General features: G+C 67.8%; 16 protein-coding genes. 11 read left to right on the forward strand and 5 right to left on the reverse strand.

The genetic code is table 11. The features are described from left to right. Nucleotides 1–167: 167 nt before the first annotated feature. The 6 genes from OHA81_RS32080 to OHA81_RS32105 all read left to right on the forward strand — a co-directional run bounded on the left by OHA81_RS32080 (nt 168) and on the right by OHA81_RS32105 (nt 6,098). Complete coding sequence (locus OHA81_RS32080) at nt 168–2,657, forward strand: molybdopterin oxidoreductase family protein (RefSeq protein ID WP_329201775.1); 2,490 nt, start codon at nt 168–170, stop codon at nt 2,655–2,657. Continuing rightward, entirely contained in the window at nt 2,654–3,145 is a 492-nt protein-coding gene (locus OHA81_RS32085) for a hypothetical protein (protein ID WP_329201777.1), read from the forward strand. The genes OHA81_RS32080 and OHA81_RS32085 overlap by 4 nt, the downstream gene beginning before the upstream one ends. Before the next feature lie 522 nt (nt 3,146–3,667). After that, on the forward strand, nt 3,668–3,892 hold the full coding sequence (locus OHA81_RS32090) for an STAS domain-containing protein (protein ID WP_329202644.1): 225 nt from the start codon (nt 3,668–3,670) through the stop codon (nt 3,890–3,892). Between the two features lie 468 nt (nt 3,893–4,360). After that, entirely contained in the window at nt 4,361–4,810 is a 450-nt protein-coding gene (locus OHA81_RS32095) for an SRPBCC family protein (protein WP_329201779.1), read from the forward strand. 159 nt (nt 4,811–4,969) lie between these two features. After that, complete coding sequence (locus tag OHA81_RS32100) at nt 4,970–5,539, forward strand: DUF5133 domain-containing protein (RefSeq protein WP_329201780.1); 570 nt, start codon at nt 4,970–4,972, stop codon at nt 5,537–5,539. A 373-nt stretch (nt 5,540–5,912) separates the two neighbouring features. Beyond that, complete coding sequence (locus tag OHA81_RS32105) at nt 5,913–6,098, forward strand: hypothetical protein (RefSeq protein ID WP_329201782.1); 186 nt, start codon at nt 5,913–5,915, stop codon at nt 6,096–6,098. Between the two features lie 381 nt (nt 6,099–6,479). On the opposite strand, the gene OHA81_RS32110 is transcribed toward OHA81_RS32105, so the two are convergent. Next, on the reverse strand, nt 6,480–6,830 hold the full coding sequence (locus OHA81_RS32110; protein WP_329201784.1) for a transglycosylase family protein: 351 nt from the start codon (nt 6,828–6,830) through the stop codon (nt 6,480–6,482). Between the two features lie 731 nt (nt 6,831–7,561). On the opposite strand from OHA81_RS32110, the gene OHA81_RS32115 reads away from it, so the two are divergent. The 3 genes from OHA81_RS32115 (at nt 7,562) to OHA81_RS32120 (ending at nt 10,227) form a co-directional block, all read left to right on the forward strand. Then, nucleotides 7,562–8,812 (forward strand): PP2C family protein-serine/threonine phosphatase, encoded by a 1,251-nt coding sequence (locus OHA81_RS32115; RefSeq protein WP_329202646.1) that lies wholly within the window; start codon nt 7,562–7,564, stop codon nt 8,810–8,812. A gap of 349 nt (nt 8,813–9,161) precedes the next feature. Further along, the gene (locus OHA81_RS34720) at nt 9,162–9,263 is read left to right on the forward strand and encodes a general stress protein (RefSeq protein ID WP_443056733.1); all 102 of its coding nucleotides are present in this window, start codon (nt 9,162–9,164) and stop codon (nt 9,261–9,263) included. A 397-nt stretch (nt 9,264–9,660) separates the two neighbouring features. Beyond that, nucleotides 9,661–10,227 carry a hypothetical protein gene (locus OHA81_RS32120; RefSeq protein WP_329201785.1) on the forward strand — a complete coding sequence of 189 codons (567 nt, stop codon included), beginning with the start codon at nt 9,661–9,663 and terminating at the stop codon, nt 10,225–10,227. Between the two features lie 139 nt (nt 10,228–10,366). Here OHA81_RS32120 and OHA81_RS32125 read toward each other — a convergent pair whose 3' ends face one another. From OHA81_RS32125 to OHA81_RS32140, 4 genes are all read right to left on the reverse strand, one after another. Beyond that, nucleotides 10,367–11,179, reverse strand: a complete 813-nt coding sequence (locus OHA81_RS32125) for a hypothetical protein (protein ID WP_329201787.1) — start codon at nt 11,177–11,179, stop codon at nt 10,367–10,369. 182 nt (nt 11,180–11,361) lie between these two features. After that, nucleotides 11,362–13,317: a hypothetical protein gene (locus OHA81_RS32130; protein ID WP_329201789.1), complete on the reverse strand. Its 1,956-nt coding sequence runs from the start codon at nt 13,315–13,317 to the stop codon at nt 11,362–11,364. Nucleotides 13,318–13,361: 44 nt separating this feature from the next. Beyond that, nucleotides 13,362–13,634, reverse strand: coding sequence for a hypothetical protein (locus tag OHA81_RS32135; RefSeq protein WP_329201791.1), 273 nt, complete (start codon nt 13,632–13,634; stop codon nt 13,362–13,364). A 13-nt stretch (nt 13,635–13,647) separates the two neighbouring features. After that, nucleotides 13,648–13,824, reverse strand: a complete 177-nt coding sequence (locus OHA81_RS32140; RefSeq protein WP_329201793.1) for a hypothetical protein — start codon at nt 13,822–13,824, stop codon at nt 13,648–13,650. 600 nt (nt 13,825–14,424) lie between these two features. On the opposite strand from OHA81_RS32140, the gene OHA81_RS32145 reads away from it, so the two are divergent. After that, nucleotides 14,425–15,486 (forward strand): PucR family transcriptional regulator, encoded by a 1,062-nt coding sequence (locus OHA81_RS32145; RefSeq protein ID WP_329202648.1) that lies wholly within the window; start codon nt 14,425–14,427, stop codon nt 15,484–15,486. A gap of 524 nt (nt 15,487–16,010) precedes the next feature. Next, a complete protein-coding gene (locus OHA81_RS32150; protein ID WP_329201795.1) occupies nt 16,011–16,397 on the forward strand; it encodes a hypothetical protein in 387 nt (128 codons plus the stop codon). Nucleotides 16,398–16,803 lie beyond the last annotated feature (406 nt).

Here is a 16,803-nt window from a genome sequence, read left to right on the forward strand (position 1 = left end):
AGGTGGGCGTTGAGCAGCCCCGCGGTGAGGCAGTAGACGATGAAAAACGGTTTGAACAGGGCTCCTGGTGTGTCTGCGCGGCGCGATGAAGGGTACCCGCCACATTTAGAACACAGCGGTTGAATATGCGGTCGGCGCATAGGCGCCACCGCAGTCGGGAGAACGGCGTGGAGGCTTCGGTGGACCGGATCGCACAACCCTGGGGTTCCCGTACGCCCTATCGGCGCCACGAAGCGTGGCCGGCCCGTGTGGACACCTACCTGGCCGACGGCGTCGCGGAAGACGAGGTGCAGCAGTGGGTCCAGGCGGCCTCGATCCTGCACTCCGACGGCGATGCCATGGATATCGCCGTGCTCGACGGCCGGATGGTCGGGGTACGGGGGCGGGCGGGCGACCGGGTCAATCACGGCCGGCTCGGGCCGAAGGACCTGTTCGGCTGGCAGGCCAACTCCTCAGGCGACCGGCTGACCCGTCCGCTGATGCGCGAGGGCGGACGCCTCGTGGAAACCGACTGGGCGACCGCGATGGGCCGGATCGTTGCCCGCTCCCAAGAACTTCTCCACGAGCGAGGGCCGGGCTCGATCGGCTTCTACACCACCGGACAGCTGTTCCTGGAGGAGTACTACACGCTCGCCGTCCTTGCCCGGGCCGGGATCGGGACAAACCACCTGGACGGCAACACCCGATTGTGCACCTCGACCGCGGCGGAGGCACTCAAGGAGTCGTTCGGCTGCGACGGCCAGCCGGGAAGTTACGACGACATCGACCACGCCGACGTGATCGCCTTGTTCGGGCACAACATCGCAGAGACGCAGCCGGTGCAGTGGATGCGGATCCTGGACCGGCTCGAAGGCGGCGATCCGCCCCGTCTGGTCTGCGTCGATCCGCGCCCCACACAGGTCGCGCGCAAGGCCGCGGTGCACCTGGCCCCGCGTGGCGGTACCAACGTGGCGCTGCTGAACGCGCTCCTGCACGAGATCATCCGCACCGACCGCACCGACCAGGCCTACATCGCAGCGCACACCGTCGGCTTCGAAGAGCTACAAGCACAGGTCAAGGACTGCACACCAAAGTGGGTCGCGCAGATCTGCGATGTCCCGGCCTCCCGCATCGGCGAAGCGGCAGAAGTCCTCGGGACAGCCGACCGGCTGCTCTCCACCGTCCTCCAAGGCGTCTACCAGTCCCACCAGGCAACCGCCGCCGCAGTCCAGATCAACAATCTGCACCTGATCCGCGGCATGCTCGGCCGGCCGGGAGCCGGCGTCCTGCAGATGAACGGCCAGCCCACCGCGCAGAACACCCGCGAGTGCGGGGCCAACGGAGACCTGCCGGGCTTTAGGAACTGGCAGAACGACCAGCACGTCGCCGACCTGGCCCGGGTGTGGAACGTCGAACCGCAGCAGATTCCGCACTACGCACCGCCGACCCACGCCATGCAGATGTTCCGCTACGCCGAACAGGGCTCCATCCGCATGCTGTGGATCAGCGGCACCAACCCGGCCGTCTCGCTTCCGGAGCTCTCTCGCGTCCGCTCGATCCTCTCCCAGGAGCGCCTGTTCACCGTCGTCCAGGACCTGTTCCTCACGGAGACCGCCCAGCTGGCCGACGTCGTACTGCCCGCCGCGACCTGGGGCGAGAAGACAGGCACCTTCACCAACGCAGACCGCACCGTCCACCTGTCGGACAAGGCCGTCGACCCACCCGGCGAGGCCAAGCCTGACCTGGACATCTTCCTCGACTACGCCAACCGCATGGACTTCCGCGACAAAGACGGCGGCCCCCTGATCCACTGGCACGACCCGCAGTCGGCGTTCGAGGCGTGGAAGCAGTGCAGCGCCGGCCGCCCCTGCGACTACACCGGCCTCACCTACGACAAGCTGCGCGGCGCGAGCGGTATCCAGTGGCCCTGCAACGAGGAAGCCCCGGAGGGCACCGAGCGCCTCTACACCGACGGCATCGCCTGGGCCCACCCCGACACCTGTGAGACGTACGGCAAGGACCTGGAGACCGGCGCCGCCGACAGCGTCGTCGAATACCGCTCACTCAACCCCGACGGCAAGGCGATGATCAAAGCCGCCGCCTACCAGCCGCCCCACGAGGAGCCGAGCGAGGACTACCCCTTCCAGCTCACCACCGGGCGCACCATCTACCACTTCCACACACGCACCAAGACCGGCCGCGCCCCCCAGCTGAACGCAGCCGCCCCCGACGTATGGGTGGAGGTGTCCGCGGCCGATGCGGCTGACCGTGAGCTGAACGAGGGAGACCTGGTGAAGGTCTCCTCGCCGCGCGGCGCCCTGCAGGGGCGGGTACGGGTCACCGACATCCGCCGGGGTCTGCTGTTCGTGCCGTTCCACTACGGCTACTGGGACACCCCCGCCGGACACGGCCCAGACGCGACCACCCCGGGACGGGCAGCCAACGAAACGACCATCACCGACTGGGATCCCGCCTCCAAACAGCCGCTGTTCAAAACCGCCGCGGCGGCGCTCACCCTCGTCGCCCGCGGGGACGGACAGCCCGCGCCGGCGCCGACCACCACAGCGTCCGCCCCCATCCAGCAGGACAGCGTGCCACCCACAACGGGCGGCCCCGCCGCCCATGCCTCTCACTCCGAGGACGACGCGTGGGCCGACCGAAAGGAAAGCAGCCAGTGAACGGCATCACCCTCGCCCTACGCGCACTCCACCACGGAGAAAGACACCTTGCCGAGGAACTCCTCGCGGTCGCCGAACGGCATCGGGCCGAGCACGAGATCTACCACGTGGCCACCGACCTGGCCCGCTGGTCCAGCGAGCACGTCCAGGGCCTGGCCGATACAGGCCGCCACTACGACATGGACCTGAGCCAGGCGCCGGATCCCGCCCACTCAGGTCTACTCTCAACGCTTCGGGAGAAGACAGCCGAGGCCCTCGGCCGCCGTCCGGAACCGGGACTTCTCCTCCTGCGCGACCTGCGCGAACTGCACCTCGCCGCGACGGAAAACTCCCTGCACTGGGAAATGCTGGCCCAAACGGCCCAGGCCACCAAGGACGAACGGCTTCTCACCCTTGCCTCGTCCTGCCACCCGCAGACGTTGCGGCAGATGCGCTGGACCAACACCATGATCAAAAACTTGTGCCCGCAGGTACTGACCAGCCTCTGAACTCGCGCTTGAGGTCGGGCACGCATTTGAACGCGACGGAGCATCCCCCGCGACTGCAGACCATCTCCAGCAACGGACACACACCGTGACGGTCGAGGCCGCCGGATGTCAACTTTCTTGACATTCGTCCCCGGGCGCAGGGCACATTGGCTATATGGAAGAAGTCGCTGCGCGGATCGATTCGCTGAAGACGGACGTGGCACATGTGTGCGCTGGGCTGGACAGTCTCCCGCCCGAGGGACGGCTCCACGCGGCAGCCGAGCTGCGAGAGCCCTGGAATCTCTGACCGGTCAGGCCCTGGACGGCTCGATGGCCGCAGCCCGGGCCGAGGGCTGGGGTCTGCGCCGCATCGCAGATGCGGCCGGCCTGTCGCACGAGACGGTTCGAGGCCGGCTGGCCAGGGCCGACGAGCGTGGACGCGAGCCGTGAGACCCGACGAGTTCCGGGCCGTCACCCGCACCATCGGCGAACGGGCGGTCGTCACCGTCTCCGGAGAAATCGACATCGCCACCGGGCCGCTGGCTGCAAGACGCCCTCGACGAGGCCCTGGCCGCAGGCGTGCCCTGCATCGACGTCGACTTCAGCCATGTGACGTTCTGTGACTGCGCCGGTCTGACCGTTCTGCTGCGCGCTCGCGCCGACGCCCGCCAGCGCGGCATCTGTTTCGGCGTGTGCAAGGTGCGTACAACGCAAGTGAAGAGCCTGTTTACCACGACCGGTACGGATACCCTCGTCGCTGGCCCGTGAGTGTGCACACCCCCGACGCTGCCAGAGCTTTGCACAGCCGGACCACGACGAGGGCGACATCCTGACCGCCGAGGTCCGCGAGATTCACGACCGGCTCGCTGTGGTCACGGGGACCCTGCCGTGCCTGGACCAGGCGTCCGGCCGCCAGCTGCGAGGTGCCGTCGCCTACTGCCCGCGACGAGGGCGACCCTGCGCCGCCCGCTGGCCGTGCGGGCGCGAGCCCCTCCCGGTCCGTAGTGCGGCCGTCCGCCGGCGGCTCGCAGGTGGATCCGGTCGCCTGAGATTGCGTGCGGTGTCAATAGAGCGTTGCCCCTGGCGGGCCGGTTGCCGGGAACACGCAAGGGGTGGGCCCTCGGGTGGGTGGTATATCGCCGTGGTGTGGAGGAGCAGGTGTGTCGGTGGGGGAGGGATGTCTGTGCCCGGCCGGCGGCCGTCGGCGGGGATCCGAGTCGTGGAGGTTGGTCTTCGATGTCTCAGGTGAGGGAATCGATCGAGGTTGGTGTGCCGGTGACGACGGCTTACAACCAGTGGACGCAGTTCGAGTCGTTCCCGCAGTTCATGGATGGCGTGGAGCGGATTGAGCAGCGCACGGACACGCTCACGCACTGGGTGACGAAGATTGGTGGCGTGGAGCGGGAGTTCGATGCGGAGATCACGGAGCAGGTTCCGGATCAGAAGGTCGCGTGGGTGACGGTGGGTGGGGAGACGGAACAGTCGGGGCTGGTCACCTTCCGGCCGATCGACCCGGCCCACACCGAGGTGACCTTGATGATGGACTTCGACCCGGACGGGATGGCGGAGGCCATCGCCGACAAGATGGGCTTCGTCGACCGGCAGGTCAAGGGTGACCTGAAGCGGTTCAAGCACTTCATCGAGGAACGTGGCACCGAGACGGGTTCCTGGCGCGGCAGCGTCTGACCGGGCCCCTTGTACGCCCGCTGTGCGGGAGCTCATGGGTTCCCGAGCACAGCGACGTGAAGACGGCGTGTCGAGGGGCTTTTGGTCGGGCGCGGCTGCTACACAGTCTCCACCCCTGGATCGGCCCCCACCCGGGGGCCTTTCGTCGGAAGGTGTGTGGTGAGCAGCTCGGATTCCAGCCGATCAGGACCGACGCCGTCGTCCGACGACCGGCAGGACCGGCCCGCGGTCGCGCGCACCGTCGAGTCTGCGGGGGTGGGCCGGGCTCTGGGTGTCCTGATGGCGTTGGTTCCGTGTGACAGCCGTACCGCCCGCCGGATCCTGACCGACGCGGCCACAACGCTGGACGTCACTGTGGAGGAGATCGCCGGCGCCGCGGCCGCCCTCCTGCGCGGTGACACTCCACCCCAGCCACCGACCGCCGTCGTCGAGTCGGCGGTACGGGTTGCGATCGACCGCTCCCTGACCGTCGCCGGCACGACGTCCTCGCCACTGCTGCCGAACCCGCGGGTACTGCGCGAACATCTGGCCCGATTTCGAGACCTGCGACGGCACACGTTCAGCGCTCCGGACGATCCGGCCCTGCGCGCCTGTTACGACGACGCCGCCTACACTCTGTGTGTCCTGCTCGGCCGGCGCCACCTCCACCAGGCGTTGACCGCCGCAGAGCAGTTGATCGCAGCCCACCGGCTCACCGGCCCCCGCCCCACGGCCGTCCCCCAGGCCTGAGGCACACCGGCGCCCACACCTACACCTTTCCCCGTGGAGGTGCAGGTCTGGGGAGCGCCCGCGCTGAATCGTTTCCGCCGATGTCAAGGAGACATTCCCTTGGTGCCGCCGTTCAAGATCACCACCCCTACGCTTGCCCCCTTTCGATCCCTTCCCGCTTCGTGCAGGCAGGCGTGATGGGACGATCCTTCTACTGGTGCCGAACATGCCTTCGGCCCTTGTACGCCGCGAGTTCGGCCGTGACCCCGGCCGACCCGGACTGAGATCGACCACCAACAACCCGGCTACTGCCCAACCCGGCACATGCTGCCCCTGACCGGAACGGCCACACCCCCGAAGACCTGCCCCACGCACCCCTGCGCCCCTTCGGACCATGACCCCCACCACCCGCCCGACCCGTGTCTTCCTGACCGCCCGCAGCCTCCAGGAGCACCTGGCGGAGCGTTGGGTCTCGGCGTACGAACGAGCCGTGGCGTCGCGGGTCACCGCTCCTGCGACGAGGCTCGATCTGGAGGCGCCCTGGCCATCTTCCTGCGAAACGAACGAGCGGGCGCCCTGAGCACGCATCGGCCGATCAACCGGGACGGCAAGATTCTGGTGAGTCGTCTGCCGAGCGGACCGTCCGCGTCGGCAGGGAGTTCGTGGAACGTTGCAGCCCCCCGGAGCCGATCTCGCCGGTGGCCTGCAAGGGCGTAGTGCCCGCGCAGGCCCCGGCGCCGATGGAGCGCGCGCCGGGCCTTGCGGCCGATCGCCGCCTGGTCGACGAAGGTCTGCCTCCCGGTCCGGGTCGTTGAGCGCTGCGTCGGGACGGCTTCGCGGCCGCGCAAACTCCGGCGGCTTGGGCTGCTGCTCGAACAGGTGGGCTCCCTGCAGTCGCACTGTCTGCCGGCGCTGGCGTTTCGCAGGGGGGCAGGCCGCCCCATCCGATGAGGAGCCGCAGTCAGTAACGGCGGGCGCACGTCCACGCGTCCATGCCCTGCATCCGGGCCAGTTTCTTGGCAACGGTGATCTGCTGCGGCTTCGTCGCGAGGTCTGCTCTGGCCGCGTATCTGTGGCCGCCTGCGGCCTTCCAGCTCGACCGGGTGAACTGCAGACCTCCGTAGTGTCCGTTGCCGGTGTTGGCCCGCCAGTTGCCACCGGACTCGCACCGGGCGATCGCATCCCAGTCGACGCGAGGTTTCGCCGCGACGGCGGCATCGGCGCGGAACAGTATCGACTGGCACAGGAGCACTGCTCCCAGAAGAGTCACGAGGGTGGCTGCGGTTCGTCGGCTGTGCTGGGAACGAGACATACGTCCTCCGTGTCGTCCGGGAGACCGGCCGGGGAATCCGGGCCGGTCTTGTCGGGGCTTCGTGGCCTTGTACGCAGCACACCACGCCTCCCCACCACTCCCGGTCCTTCTCGCCGGGGCGAACGGGCGACGCCACCCGTGCAGAGTCCAGCTCGCCCCCCACGGACGGACGGCCGGCCGACCACCGACCACCCCGCCCGACCGTCCGCCAGGGCCGTCCCCGATCCGCCGTCCGGCCTGCCCTGGCCCCACCCAGGACCGGGTGTGGCCCCCGCATAGCGCCTCTGATGGGCGTCGGGTGAAGGCGTCGGCATTCGCGCTGATGATCGCGGTGACGGGCTGGCGGCTCCTGCCGGTCCTGAACGACCGAGCGTTGAACCGGCCGACGGCACGGGGACTGGATCTAGCTGATCGTTCCGATGGGTGAATTCGACGTGAGGTTCGCGGACTCCTCCTTCCTCCACGCTCTCTTGGACGCCCGCGCAGGCCGGCGGTTGATACTGGCAAGCCCACCACAACTGGCCCAGGTCATGACTGTGACCTGCATGGCGGTCTTTCAGTCTTGCTCCAGACGGCTACGGCGCGCCCGCGCATAATCCGCGGGCCCGTCGGCAGGCGGTAATTGTCGAGTGATGCTGTTGATTGGTGGGCAGCTGCGAGTACGGATAGCGGCTTTCCCTTCCCTTCGGTTTCGTGGGGCCGGGGCCCGGATGGCAGGAGGGGACGTGGACATGGCTGATCACGGTGCCGGTATGCGGCGGATGCTGACTGCTCTGCTGAGCGGCAGCCACCTGATCTCGTTTGCGGAGATTCCCGATGAGGTGGGCCGTCAGGCCGCGGGGGCGGGGTTGGATGAGGTGCTGATCTATCTGGCTGACCTGCAGCAGTATGTGCTGCGGCTGGTCACCGGCCGGGGCATGGATGCCCGCGAGGGCGCGCCGGAGGGTCTGGCGGAGCTGAACATCGAGGGCACGGTGGCCGGGCGTGCCTTCCAGTACACCCAGACGTTGCAGCATGGTGTGGCCGGGGACGGTGGGGTGTGGTGGGTTCCGGTGCTGGACGGCACCGAGCGGCTGGGTGTGCTGCGGGTGTCCACCGCACGTGCGGACGACCTTCTGCGGGAGGACTTGGAGCTGCTGGCGTCGGTGGTGGCGATGCTGGTGGTCGGCAAACGCGACTCCAGTGACGCCCATGCCCGTCTGGTGCGGACCGAGAGGATGAATGTGGCCGCGGAGATGCAGTGGCATCTGACACCGCCCATGGCGTACGCGGACGCTTCGGTGGTCATCGGTGCGGCGCTGGAGCCGGCCTACCAGGTCGGAGGGGACGCCTTCGACTACGCGCGCGCCGGGGACGTCCTGCATCTGGCGGTGTTCGATTCCATGGGCCACGACACCTCGGCCGGGGTATCGGCCAACCTGGCGGTGGCTGCTTGCCGCAATGAGCGACGCCACGGGACGGGCCTCGTCGAGGCGAGCGTGGCCATCGAGCACAGGCTCACGGAGGAGTTCGGTCGGGGCCGCTATGTCACCGGCATTCTGGCCGACTTGGATGTCACGACCGGCGTGCTGTCCTGGGTCAACCGCGGGCATGTGCCCCCGCTGGTCATCCGGGACGGCCGCTGGATCACCCAGCTGCGGTGCCCGCCGTCCCATCCGATGGGCACCGACCTGGGACTGGAGATCACCGTGTGCAGGGAGCAGCTGGAGCCCGGCGATCACCTCGTCCTGTACACCGACGGGATCACCGAGGCCCGCAACGAAGCCGGCCATGAGTTCGGCCTGGACGGATTCACCGACTTCCTCATCCGCCACCACGCCGACGGCCTGTCCCTCCCGGAAACACTGCGCCGTCTGGTCCACGGCATCCTGGAACACCACCGCGGCCGGCTCTCCGACGACGCCACCGTGCTCCTGACCCAGTGGCTCGGCCCCGGCAACCACCGCAAGGATGCCGAAACCATCGCCGGACTCTCACACTGATGCGTGCGCCCGGCAGACGGTTTTCAGAAAGCACGCCGCCGCGGCGGACCTGCAGTCGGTAGCGAAGTGAGCCGATGCCCTCCGCCCATCACGCCCGCGCGACAGGCACAGCAAGCCCAAACCGGCCGGACCCCGCGGGCGATCTTCACCGTGGCCGCTGGCCGCCCGACCGGGGCGAGCCCCTGCCCTGCGCGTGTCATGGCGGGCACCGCTTACTCCAGGCCGCCCGCTCAAGCGCTGACGAGTCGTTAAGAAAATCGGCGACAAGGGCGTGAATGTCTCCCACCGAGTCGGGCGCGCGAAGTGTCGCAAGGAACCACCGACTACGAAAGTGAAGGAGTAGTAAGGCATGACTGCGTCCAACAACTCCGGTAACTTCGCCAACGGTCCCGAGCGGGCCTCGGAAGCAGGCCGCAAGGGCGGCCAGGCTAGCGGCGGCGGTAACCAGTAGCCGACGCCACACCGGCCCTTTCACCATGAAGGCCGGTTCGCTCGCCCGGGGACCGGGCCCCTGGCGTGCCCGGCAGCAGCCCACCCGTATGTCTCGGCCAAACCGACTGGCAAGCCTGTCGGAAAACGACACACAGCCGGAGGATGTGGGCGTCATCGCGGAGGTCCCGGCTGTACGCGGTGGCAATGCCCCCGGCCGAGGGCCGGGGTCGTGCACTGGTCATCGCAGAGTTTGGCCTCCGACCGCGAATCCCATCGGCGCCACGGCGCGTGGCGGAGAGGGGTGATCGCCTCTCGGGCATTGGCTGGGCTGCGTAGGGTGGGCGTGGACGGTCAGGCGCGGGAAGGCTGGGAGTCATGATCGAGAGTCCTTTAGGCGGCCCGACGGCGGTGACGGGATGGACGTCCTGGGCATATACCTGGAGATGGCGCGGGCCCGTCTTGCCCCGCCGCGGTTCGAGGCGGTGATCCGGGCGGCACAGGCCACATGCGCTCTCCTGGCGGAGGGGCACGAAGCATTGGTGGCGGCGCCGGAGGGGGAAAGTTTCACCAAGGATCTGCAGTGCGAATATCTCGGCCTGCTGGCGGTGATGATCACCGGCAGCCTCGACCATCGAGTCATCGCGGTTCCCGGACCGGCCGGGAGCAGACCTCGCGCTCGATCGGTTCCCGTGAGGCGATGGGCTGGACGACGCCCAGCCGGTGAAGGCCGCCGTATTCGGTTCGGCGGCGACCTCGATCAGTCGTTCCACAGAGGTGCGGGGCAGGACTCGGCAGGCGAGATCCGCCAGGCTGGCGCCCTGCACCAGGGCCGCCTTGTCGTTCAGACCATGCTGGACCAGCTGCTCGACATACCAGCGATTGTGACTGTCCTGCACCGCCGCACGCTGGGCATGATCCAACGACAGTGGCAGGCCGGTATCAATGAGGGACAAGCGAACGCGGCACTCGCTCGTCAAAGGTGAAGCATCAGCAGAAATGGTCCTTCTCCGTTCGGGGCGCCCTCGGACAGCGATGTCACACTGCTAACCTCCCGCACCCGGTCCGGTTACTCCGCGGCGGACCATCGCCCCTTGCCCGGCAGCCTGTCGCTGGCGCCACTTGTTATGACTTGGCCTCGCGGTAGGCATTCTGCGCGCTCCGGTCCACTTCGGCGATCAGAGCCTGCCGAGTGGACTCGTCAGTATTTCGTGCCTGGGTCCATGTGCGGGCGATTTCGACTCCTTGGGCGCGGAGGCGGTTGACCAGTTCCGCCTCCGGCGTGTTCCTGAGGCCTTGAAGCCATGTCACGGTGAAGTAGGCGGCGGGGTCCTCCTGGTAGGTGTCCTGGGCGGCCGGCTCGCGCAGCAAGCGGTCGCGCATGGCGGTCCGCCATGCTCGGTCACGGGTGTACGTGTCGGAAAGGCCGTCCAGAATGCCGAGCGCGCGGGCGTTCTTCGTCGGCGGGAGGGAGAAGGCGGTGCCCGTCGCGTCGCCGGGGACGGTGGCCAGCTGCTGCGCCGCGTACCGGGTCTCTGCCAGGCGCAGGATCGCGTATGCCTGGGGATCCTGGGAGATGGCGCGCACGACGTTGCGGAAGACGAGAGGGTCTACAGCAAGGTGATGCGTGCCGGAGGCCTCCCAGGGAACGTCGTCCGGGTCCCCCTTCATGACGTACTGGGAATCGAGACCCGCGAGCAGCTCATGCGTATCGGCGGCGAAGTCCGCGAGCACCGTTGCCAGTGGCACCCGCAGCGCGGCATCGATCCGGAGATTCTTGGTGTAGTCGAGTCCCGGGGAGAACAGCACGTCCTTCACGGCCTGCGCCTGTTCCTGTGAATGCCTGCCCTGCTCGGCGGCCGTGGCCTTCACGAGGGCCTGACCGAGCGCGGCACAGCTCATCCCGGGATGCACAGCTGCCCCAACGGACTTCTGCACACGCCCGTCCTCGGGCGGCCCGTTGCAGGGTGGGGACGTCTCGCGCCCGAGGATGAACCAGGCCCCGAATGCGCCGAGCAGGGCCAGGCATATTCCCGCCCCGGCCCACGCTTTGACTGGAACGGCTCGGCGTCCCGTGCTCCCCGTCATCGACGTCCCCACTTCGCTCTCTCGCTGCCCGATCAGTTGGTCGTGTCGGTCAGGTATTTGTGTGCTGTCTCCGTACCGCGGACCCGGCCTTCGAGGACGTCGCGGGTGTAGTCCTGGATGTCGCTCTCCGAGATGTCCGCCCGGTCGTTGGCCCATTCGCGGATCAGGATCGGCGCCTGGGTGTTCACCGAAAGGTACTCATCCGCGATCTGAGGGTTGACCTTGGCGTCGATCTCACCCTTCATCCGGTTGCCCCACTCCCATGCCCAGGTGTCGACGCCGCGCTGGATGGAGTCGCCGAAGGCGATGGAGACACCGCCGGCCGTGGTGAAGTACATGGGGGTCACCGCGCCTCCGATGACGTGATAGGCCAGCTTCGACTTCCAGTCGGCCTCGCTGTAGCCGGCCATCCGGCCGTCGTTGATCACGTCTTCCCGGATGGAGCTCATGACGCCCAGAGCGGTGCCGGCCTTGTTGATCGGGTTGGTGAGCTCGGAGCCGTGCGCCCCCTTGGGTATCTGTTCGAGGGAGAGGTCGATGTAGCGGGACTCCGCCTTGTGGAGGGTTCCGTAGGCTTCCGGGTCCTCGGAGAGGCCTCGCATGAACTGCACGAGGTCCTTCTGGCTTACCGCCATGTGGGTCTTGTCGCCGTCGTGGAAGTACCCGGTCCCGGCAGCGGAGATGTACTTGGAGTCCAGGCCCCCGAGGATTTCGTGGGTGTCGGCGGTGTAGGTGGCCAGCGCGCGGGCCAGGGGCTCGCGCATGTTCTCGTGCACGCTCTGGTCGGGGCCGAGCCCGCCGATCACGTCGTGCATGATGCGGGCCTGTCCCTCGGTGTGAGGGGTAGCCGGCCAGGGGTCCTGGTTCGGGCCGAGCGGCGTGTGGCCGGTGGTGCCGGATTCAAGGAGCAGCCCCAGACCGGTGCGGGCGTCCTTGCCCTCACTCTCGGTGTCGCTGTGCGTCTCGATGTTTCCGTGCCAGACGGGAGTGTCGTCGAACTTCCAGTCGCGTTCCTTCAGCAGGTACTGGAGGTTGTCGTTCTTGTGGTCTGCACCGGGGTCGAGGTAGGAGGTGGCAGCGGCCGGGTCCTTGGACATGATGCCGAGCAGGCCGTCGAGCGGGTCGTTGGCGAACCATCCCCCGTTCTTGCCGCTGAAGTCGCCCTGCAGGTCCCAGATGTTCGGGTTGCCACCGCGCTTCTTGTCCTCCGCCGAGCGGATGTCGTCGGCCAGGTCGTGCATGAACGGCGCCGAGTAGCCGTCGCCGCTCTGCATGAGAGTGATCAGGCTCTGATAGCCCCGGACCTGCTGCCCACGCCCGCGGCTGATCGTGTTGGGGCCCTCGGCGGCTTCCTTGAGGTCGAACTTATCGACGCCGGCCTTCCTCAGCTGCTCCCGGAAGTCCTTGTAGAACTTCGACTTCGGGTCTTGCATCGCGTTGGACAGGGAGTTGGCGAGACCCTTTTCCAGGTTCAGGTAGGTCTGCTTGCCCTTTTTGTCGTCCTGGTAGGCGAGGTCGTTGAGCCGATTGGTGAACTTGAGGGTGTTCTGGGCGCCCATCCCGTTGAGGAAGGTCTGGTTGAACTCGGTGCTCTTGGCGTTGTCGCGGAAGGAGCGGTCCAGCTCGGCGTAGTCGGCTGCCGACACCTTGTCGCCGCTGTTGATGCGGGTAGCGATGTCCTCGGCATTGCGGGCTTCGTAGACCTCGATGTCGCCCTGTGCGTCGGCGTTGAAGCCATTGTAAGTTTCGTCGTTGCCCTTGCCGAAGGCGTCCTTGTTGCTGTCCACCACGACAGCCTCCAGGGCGATTTTGACGCCCTGGTCGGCTTCGGAAACGGCTTTGACCTGGTCGTTGATGTGCTGCTGCCACTTGTTGACCGCGTCACGAATGGTGGTCTGGCCGTCGGGGTCGTGGTGGTAGGCGCTGCGCTCGGCGGGAGTCAGCTTGGCGTAGTCGAACGCGACCGTGCCTTGCTCCGAGACGGTCATCCCCGCCTTGATCGCGTCGTCACGCGCGGACTCGACGCGCTTTTTCAGGTCGGTGAACTGGGTATGGGCATCGCGCAGCAGACTCGCGACCGCCCTGGCCTGGATCTGGGCGAGTACTCGTACCTGGTGGCGGCAAAGTTCGAGTGGGCCACGCCTACGCTGACGCCGCTCCAGTCGGGTCCCATGGTGATCTTCTGGACACTGTCGCCGTAACGGGTCTCGACTTTCTTCAGCTCGCCCGCCATCTCGTCCCACTTGCCCGCTGCCGTCGTCAGCAGACCCAGGTCGGCCGACATTACTTCGTGGTACGTCAACATGTACTGCTCCCCCTTACAGACCGTTGAGCTTCGACCGAGTGCCCAGGGGGCGGAAGCCGTCCCCCGTGCCGAGGTCGTTCCGTACGAACAGGCCCGAAGCGCCGCGCAGCGAGCCCTTTTCCGAACCGAGCCGCCCCATCAGGACCTTCACCTGCTGGTCCCACGTGTCCGCAACCTTCTTCAGGCCCATGGCCGCGTCCCAGCCCTCGAAGCCCTTGACTGCGGTGTTGGTGCTCTCGTCCGCGGTCCGTGGCCTTCTTGGTGTTCGGCTCCAGCTCGGTCTCGATGGTGTTCGCGGCAGACCTCTTCTGCGTCGGCGTCGACGCGAAAATCCCCCCGCCGCCACTGCCGTCAGCTGCCGGAACACCGTTGAGCCGCATCGCTGCAGGATCGGCGGCCCTGGCGTTCTCGCTGCCCCACTCCCGCGTGAAGTCCCCCGACACGACCGCCCCCGTTCAACTCAAAAAGCGTTGTCGCCTGCAGACCGTCAAACGGCCCATGCTCGCAGACAGACCACAGGCCGACGATCGTCCGGGGAGCTACGGGTGGACGCTGGTCAATGCCCGCCACGTCCAGCACTGTCGCGCGGCGAGTGACCCCCGGTACCGGGCACGCACAGCTCTCCTCGACACAGGCGTTCCTTGATCCTCTCCGCCGCTTCGCGACAGCGCACTGCCGTCGACCGGCAGTCTTTACCCACCATTCGCTGCCGATGAAGGGCACTTTGCTTCCTATGACACCCTGATTGGGCGTCAACGAATACGGCGACGCGACGAGAACGGGGGAGTACGTGACGGAGCGCGAAACACCGCAAGACCAGCTGACCGGGTATGCCGAGTGCCTGCGCGACACCTGCGCCACCGGGCGCCGGATGACGCGCTCCGAGCTGGAGGCACGCCGCACCGACGGGGAGCGGGCCGCGGAGACCGGCCTCACCCTGCGCGCGATGATCCGCGCGCACCTGGCCGTGTCCCAGGAAGTCCTCACACATGTGCCGATCCAGCACGCAGGCTCCCTGCTTGCCGTGACCGAACAGGCAGTAGACGCCTTCGTCGAAGGCTACGAGCGCGCCCAGCACCAGGCCGTGCGCCAGGAGGAAGCCGCGCGACGCGAATTCATCGACGACCTCCTCTACGGGCGCAGCGATCTCGGGAGGCTGGCGGAGCGCGCCGAAAGGTTCGGGCTGCGCCTCTCCCAGGCCCACGCGGTGGCTGTGGCGAGCGGACCTGAGCCGTACGGCGACGGCTACCCGGTGGCCCGCGGCATCGAATCGGCGGTGCTGACCCGGTTCGCAGGCCGGCAGATCCTGCTCACCACCAAGGACGGACGTCTGATCTGTGTGGCCCCCGGGGACCAGCCGGACGTTCTGGCGTTCTTCGCCAAGCAGGCCTATGCCGCAACCGATGGCGGCAAGGTGGCCATAGGCCGCTCCCATCCCGGCGCCGGCGGCGTGGTGCACTCCTACGAGGAGGCGCTCAACGCGCTCGATCTCGCCGAGCGGATGGGCTTGGTCGGGCCGGTCCTGCACGCGGCGGATCTGCTGGTCTACCCGGTCCTGACCAGGGACCGGCAGGCGATGGCCGACCTGGTGGAAAACGTGCTAGGCCCGCTTCGTAACGGGCGCGGCGGTGCACAGACCTTCATCGACACCCTCACCGCCTACTTCGACAGCGGCTGCGTGGCGACCGAGGCCGCGCGCCGGCTGTCGCTGAGCGTACGGGCGCTGACCTACCGGCTGGAGCGGATCCACAGCCTGACCGGCGCCGACCCGGCCGACCCGGTCAACCGCTACACCCTCCAGACCGCGGTGATCGGCGCCCGCCTGCTCGACTGGCCCGACACCGAGGCGTAAGCCCGCGCGTCAGCACGTGCGGTTCCTGCGGGCCGCCCCGTGCGCCCGGATGCGGCAGCGCAGCCAGCGGGCCACTTCGCCGAGGCTGATCAAAACGGCGGCGCACGCCCCACACGCCACCAGCGAGCCAGGCCCGTCCCTAAACGGTGTGCACTTCACCGTCGCTGTAGCTGCTGACGTAGACAGCGGCGCCCACCGCGCCCTGCAGGGTGGCGAGCGTCTTCTGTAGGGCGCTGCGCCGTGGCTGCCGTCTGTAGTGCCGTTTCGGGCGGCAGCGGCGCCGTCGTCCTACCGCCCACCGCGTCGGGACGGGCCGACAATCGGCCTGCGGCGGGTGTCGAAGGCTCCTACCCGCATCGAAGCTGGGGCAAAGACTGCCGATCAACGGCAATGTGTCGAGCTGCGCGGGTGGAGAGGATCAAGGCGGGAGAGAGCCGCCTGGGCGTCATGCCGATTAGAGATCGCCGCGGGGTGCGGGTGGACCCTGGCCGGTTCGGCCGCAGGAGTCGCATCGAGGGAGAGATATGAGTGCCGCAGCCATCCCTGTTCCTGTTTGGTGGGGCATCGTCACAGCGGGCACAGCGGTTTTCCTGGCAACGCTTGTCTCCTGGATGCCGACGAGAGGCCTCAGGGCGCGAATGCTTCTGGCACCGGTCTTCATTGCGGCGTTTGCCGCTGTCCGGTACTACGCCGAAGACATGCGGGCTGATCAGGTCCTGTCCATGTATGCCCTGGTCGTTTTGGCCTTCCCGCTGGGGTTGCTGGGCCGTCGCCGGGAACTGGCCCGTATCGCCACCGCCGGGGAACGTGGCGCGGTGGGCCAGGAGCAGCAATGGTCTGCGACCATGGCGGCCCAGTTCCTTATCGTGCTTTCGGCCGCCATGGGCTTGTGGCTCTGGCTCGTGTGGTGAACCGCCCGGCCGGGCTGCCCCCTCGGTCTGCGCCGAAGGCCCGCAGGGCTGGCATGGAGTGTCGTGTGTGGGCTTGCGGGTCTCGCGGTCCCGGTATGGCTTCGGCACCGCTGTCCCAGGACCCGGCCCTAATCGAGACCATCCGTAAGTCCCAAGGATGCACCGGTCACGGGTGCGACGCCATCTCACACATTGTCCCACCGCACAGGCAAGGCCACCTACTTCGCCATGGAGCCCGGCCCCCGGTAGACCGAATCCCTCGCAACCAGCGCACCCTCCCCGAAGGGCCTCTTCAACGATTTCACAAAGGGGACAACGGCCAGCTTAGGTTGCCCCACACCGTAAATACCGCCCAAGGAAGCCGGACCGGCTCTGAAGCCTGCTGCCGAAGCGGGACCGAACAGGG

The sequence above is a fragment of the Streptomyces sp. NBC_00667 genome, from assembly GCF_036226825.1.
Classification (GTDB): domain Bacteria; phylum Actinomycetota; class Actinomycetes; order Streptomycetales; family Streptomycetaceae; genus Streptomyces.

What these genes read in the sequence shown, in the direction of transcription:
- OHA81_RS32150 (WP_329201795.1), top strand. Translation starts at nt 16,011, where the DNA reads ATGAGTGCCGCAGCCATCCCTGTTCCTGTTTGGTGGGGCATCGTCACA.
- OHA81_RS32140 (WP_329201793.1), bottom strand. Translation starts at nt 13,824, where the DNA reads ATGGGCCTGAAGAAGGTTGCGGACACGTGGGACCAGCAGGTGAAGGTC.
- OHA81_RS32135 (WP_329201791.1), bottom strand. Translation starts at nt 13,634, where the DNA reads ATGTTGACGTACCACGAAGTAATGTCGGCCGACCTGGGTCTGCTGACG.
- OHA81_RS32130 (WP_329201789.1), bottom strand. Translation starts at nt 13,317, where the DNA reads ATGACCGTCTCGGAGCAAGGCACGGTCGCGTTCGACTACGCCAAGCTG.
- OHA81_RS32095 (WP_329201779.1), top strand. Translation starts at nt 4,361, where the DNA reads ATGTCTCAGGTGAGGGAATCGATCGAGGTTGGTGTGCCGGTGACGACG.
- OHA81_RS32105 (WP_329201782.1), top strand. Translation starts at nt 5,913, where the DNA reads ATGACCCCCACCACCCGCCCGACCCGTGTCTTCCTGACCGCCCGCAGC.
- OHA81_RS34720 (WP_443056733.1), top strand. Translation starts at nt 9,162, where the DNA reads ATGACTGCGTCCAACAACTCCGGTAACTTCGCCAACGGTCCCGAGCGG.
- OHA81_RS32115 (WP_329202646.1), top strand. Translation starts at nt 7,562, where the DNA reads ATGGCTGATCACGGTGCCGGTATGCGGCGGATGCTGACTGCTCTGCTG.
- OHA81_RS32120 (WP_329201785.1), top strand. Translation starts at nt 9,661, where the DNA reads ATGGACGTCCTGGGCATATACCTGGAGATGGCGCGGGCCCGTCTTGCC.
- OHA81_RS32110 (WP_329201784.1), bottom strand. Translation starts at nt 6,830, where the DNA reads ATGTCTCGTTCCCAGCACAGCCGACGAACCGCAGCCACCCTCGTGACT.